Source organism: Mycobacterium sp. (assembly GCF_049280035.1).
In the GTDB taxonomy this organism is placed as follows: domain Bacteria; phylum Actinomycetota; class Actinomycetes; order Mycobacteriales; family Mycobacteriaceae; genus Mycobacterium.
The window spans coordinates 1-3,983 of sequence record NZ_JBAPPI010000788.1; the positions used below are offsets into that span (position 1 = coordinate 1).

Below are 3,983 nucleotides of genomic sequence, written 5' to 3' on the forward strand. Positions count from 1 at the left end.
GATCACGACCAGCGCCTTGGTGCGCTCGGTGATCTTCGACTCCAGGTCGGCGATATCCGGCTGCCAGCCCTGCGTTTCGTCGCACAGATAATGCACCGGTGTGCCGCCGGCCAGCGAGGTCGACGCCGTCCACAGTGGATAGTCGGGCGCCGGAATCAAGACCTGATCGCCGTTGTCCAGCAACGCTTGCAGCGTCAACGTGATCAGCTCGGAGACACCGTTGCCCAGATATACATCGTCGACGTCGAATCGCGGGAAGCCGTCGACGAGTTCGTAGCGGGTGACCACCGCACGCCGCGCCGACAGGATGCCCTTGGAGTCCGAGTAGCCCTGCGCGTACGGCAGCGCCTGGATCATGTCACGCATGATCACATCGGGTGCTTCGAAGCCGAACGGCGCCGGATTGCCGATGTTGAGCTTGAGGATCCGGTGTCCTTCGGACTCCAGCCGCGCGGCGTGATCGTGCACCGGGCCGCGGATTTCGTAGAGCACATCCTGCAGCTTCGATGACTGCGCGAACGTGCGCTGCCGCGGCTGATGACCTGCGGTATGCCAGGGCAGCTGGTGCGTAGTCACGTCAACCATGGTGCCATGGCTGTCCAATTATTAATGCCAGAATCTGCTGATCAGCGCTTTCCTGGTGGGCGGGCACCTCGGGCGATGCCCAATCCTTTAACCGGCGCTGCCGGCGTGTGGGTCTCGCCATCCTGAGCTTCGGGCGTCGGTTTGGACTCAGGTTCTTCCGTTGACGTCGGCTCTGGCTTTGCTTCAGCCGTCGGCTCGGGGGCCGTGGATTGTGCGGCGGGAGCGGCCTTTTTGGCACCGGGCCGTTTGGCTCCGGCCGCGATGCCTAGGCCTTTGACTGGCGCGGGCGGTGCGGCCGGGGCCTTCGCCTCGGGGGCTGCCGATTCGGATTTCGCCTCGGGTGGTGCGGCAGGCGCGGATTGCGTTGGGGCCGCAGACTTCTTGGCGCCGGGCCGTTTAGCGCCGCCGGCGATGCCCAGCCCCTTGACTGGCGCAGCAGGAGCCTTGGCTTCCTCGGTGGCCGGTGCGGCCGCGGATTGCGTTGGCGCTGCGGCCTTTTTGGCCCCGGGTCGCTTGGCGCCGCCGGCGATACCCAGTCCGGTGACGGCTTTGGTGGCCTTCTCCGGTTCCGGTGCAGCGGCTTCTGTGGGTGCAGCGGGTGCCGTTTCGGCGGTTTCCTTCGCCGGAGCCGGAGCCTTCGCCGGAGCCGGAGCCGGCGCGGTCGCCGGCGCGGTTGCGGTTGCAGCCGATGCTTTGGCAGCCGTACCCTTTTCCGGCAGCTTGACCGCGTTGCGGTCAAGCGACTCGAGCAGCAGCTGCGCCACGTCGCGCACGTCGACGCCTTCGCGCCCGGCAGCTTCCTGGCGGTCGTTGACGCCGTCGGTGACCATCACCCGACAGAACGGACATGCGGTGGCTATCGTGGTCGCCCCGGTGGCCAGCGCCTCGTCGACGCGCTCGTGGTTGATCCGCTTGCCGATGTGCTCTTCCATCCACATCCGCGCACCGCCGGCGCCGCAACAGAAGCTGCGGTCGGCGTGACGCGGCATCTCAGCCAGCTTTGCGCCCGAGGCGCCGATCAACTCGCGCGGCGCCTCGTACACCTTGTTGTGTCGGCCTAAGTAGCAGGGGTCGTGATAGGTGATGTCCTCAGAGACCGGGCTGACGGGGACCAGCTTCTTGTCGCGCACTAACCGGTTGAGCAACTGGGTGTGGTGCAGCACGGTGTAATTGCTGCCCAGCTGCCGGTATTCGCGGCCGATGGTGTTGAAGCAGTGCGGGCAGGTGACGACGATCTTGCGATCGACGGTCTCCACTCCCTCGAACAGGTCGTCCAGCGTTTCGACGGCCTGCTGCGCGAGCTGTTGAAATAGGAACTCGTTACCCGAGCGACGCGCTGAGTCACCGTTGCAGGTTTCGCCGGTGCCGAGCACCAAATACTTCACCCCGGCGATCGCCAACAGTTCGGCGACGGCCTTGGTGGTCTTCTTGGCCTTGTCGTCGTAGGCGCCGGCGCAGCCCACCCAGAACAGGTATTCATAGCCGTCAAAGCTGTCGACGTCTTGGCCATAGACCGGGACATCGAAGTCGACCTCGTCGATCCAGTTGGTGCGGTCGGCGGCGTTTTGGCCCCACGGATTGCCTTTGTTCTCAAGGTTTTTGAACAGCACCGACAGCTCGGAGGGGAACTCGGACTCCATCATGACCTGGTAGCGGCGCATATCGACGATGTGGTCGATGTGCTCGATGTCCACCGGGCACTGCTCGACGCACGCGCCGCAGGTGACACACGACCACAGCACGTCGGGGTCGATCACTCCGCCCTGCTCGGCGGTGCCGACCAGCGGACGGGCCGCCTGCTCGGGCCCGTGCCCGGGGACCCGGCCGAATCCCGACTCCGGGACATGGTGGCCCTCTTCCTTGGCCGTCTCGAGGTCGAGGCCCTCGAGCGGCTCGGCGGTCTTCTCACCAAGTAGGTAGGGCGCCTTGGCCATCCAGTGGTCGCGCAAGTCCATGATGACGAGCTTGGGCGAAAGCGGCTTGGCGGTATTCCAGGCCGGGCACTGCGACTGGCAGCGTCCACATTCGGTGCAGGTGGCGAAGTCGAGCATGCCTTTCCAGGTGAAGTCCTCGATCTTGCCGCGACCGAATTCGGCGTCGTCCGGCGGGTTTTCGAAGTCGATTGGCTGGCCGTTGGACTCGACCGGCAGTAGTGGGCCCAACCCGTCGGGCAGCCGCTTGAACGTGACGTTGATCGGCGCCAGGAAGATGTGCAGGTGCTTGGAGTGCAGCACGATGATCAGGAAGGACAGCATGACGCCGATGTGCAGCAGCAGGGCCACTGTCTCCAGAACTTCGTTACCGGTGTGGCCGAGCGGCTTTAGGATCGCGCCGAATAGCTGGGACAGGAACGCGCCCTTGCCGTAGGGGAGCGTGCCGTTGTTGACCGCGGAACCGCGAACCAGCACGCAGGTCCAGATGACGTTGAAGATCATGAACAGGATCAGCCACGCCCCGCCGCTGTGTGAGCCGTAGAACCGAGAGGAACGTCCGATCTCCCGCGGGCTGCGCGTGAGCCGGATGATCGCGAAGGTGGCGATACCGAGGAAGACAGCGGTCGCGAAGAAGTCCTGCAGGAAGCCCAGCGCGTCCCATCGCCCGATGATCGGGATGTGGAAGTTCGGCTGGAACAGCAATCCATAGGCCTCGATGTAGACCGTGAGCAGGATGATGAAGCCCCACATGGTGAAGAAGTGCGCCACACCGGGGATCGACCATTTCAGCAGCTTGCTCTGGCCGAGCACCTCGGAGACCTGCGTCCACACCCGCGTGCCGATGTCGTCGGTGCGACCGCTGACCTTTTGGCCCGAAAGCGTGAGTTTGGCCAGCCAACTGACCCGGCGGAGGGCGAACAAACCGACGATCGCCGTCATGCCGAGGCCCACTACCAGTCTGATCAACGTCTGCGTCTGCACGGAACGTCTCCCCAATTCGAGGTTACTGAGCAGTAACTTCTGTCATGTTACTGGCCAGTAACCTAATGACTAGGCCCGCTCATAGTTACATCATTCTGCCGTTGACCGCGACAAAGGCTGCCCTAACCTGGCTGCGGCAACGGGGCTACCCGGTCGATTAGTTGCCGCCCGGGACGTGAATCGGGGGTAACCCGGGAATCTGAGGGACGTTGCCGTTCCACCAATGATGATGGGGGCGTTGCTGCGTCCAGGTTGCGGTGGTCTGGGGTGGCGCGGGTTCCGGCGTCGTCTCGGGCGGCGAGGTCGTCGTGGTCGGGAGGGTCGACGACGGCGTGGTTGTCCGGGCCGGAGTGGTCGAGTGCGATGTGGTTGCCGACGGCCGCGTGGTGGCTGGTCCGCCGCCCCCGTTGCCGGTGGCCAAGATGATGAGGCCGTAGACGATGATCCCGATCAGAATCACTACTGCCAGGCCCCACAGCGCCA

At 64.6% G+C, this 3,983-nt stretch carries 2 protein-coding genes and 1 pseudogene; all 3 read right to left on the reverse strand.

Annotated elements, in window-relative coordinates:
• The coding region (locus tag WAN71_RS25040) for an aminotransferase class I/II-fold pyridoxal phosphate-dependent enzyme (protein ID WP_422227908.1) at positions 1–603 on the reverse strand (603 nt) is incomplete at its 3' end.
• Positions 604–626: 23 nt separating this feature from the next.
• On the reverse strand, positions 627–3,500 hold the full coding sequence (locus WAN71_RS25045) for a heterodisulfide reductase-related iron-sulfur binding cluster (protein ID WP_422227909.1): 2,874 nt from the start codon (positions 3,498–3,500) through the stop codon (positions 627–629).
• Between the two features lie 157 nt (positions 3,501–3,657).
• Positions 3,658–3,983: pseudogene (locus WAN71_RS25050) on the reverse strand (hypothetical protein); the annotation flags it as partial.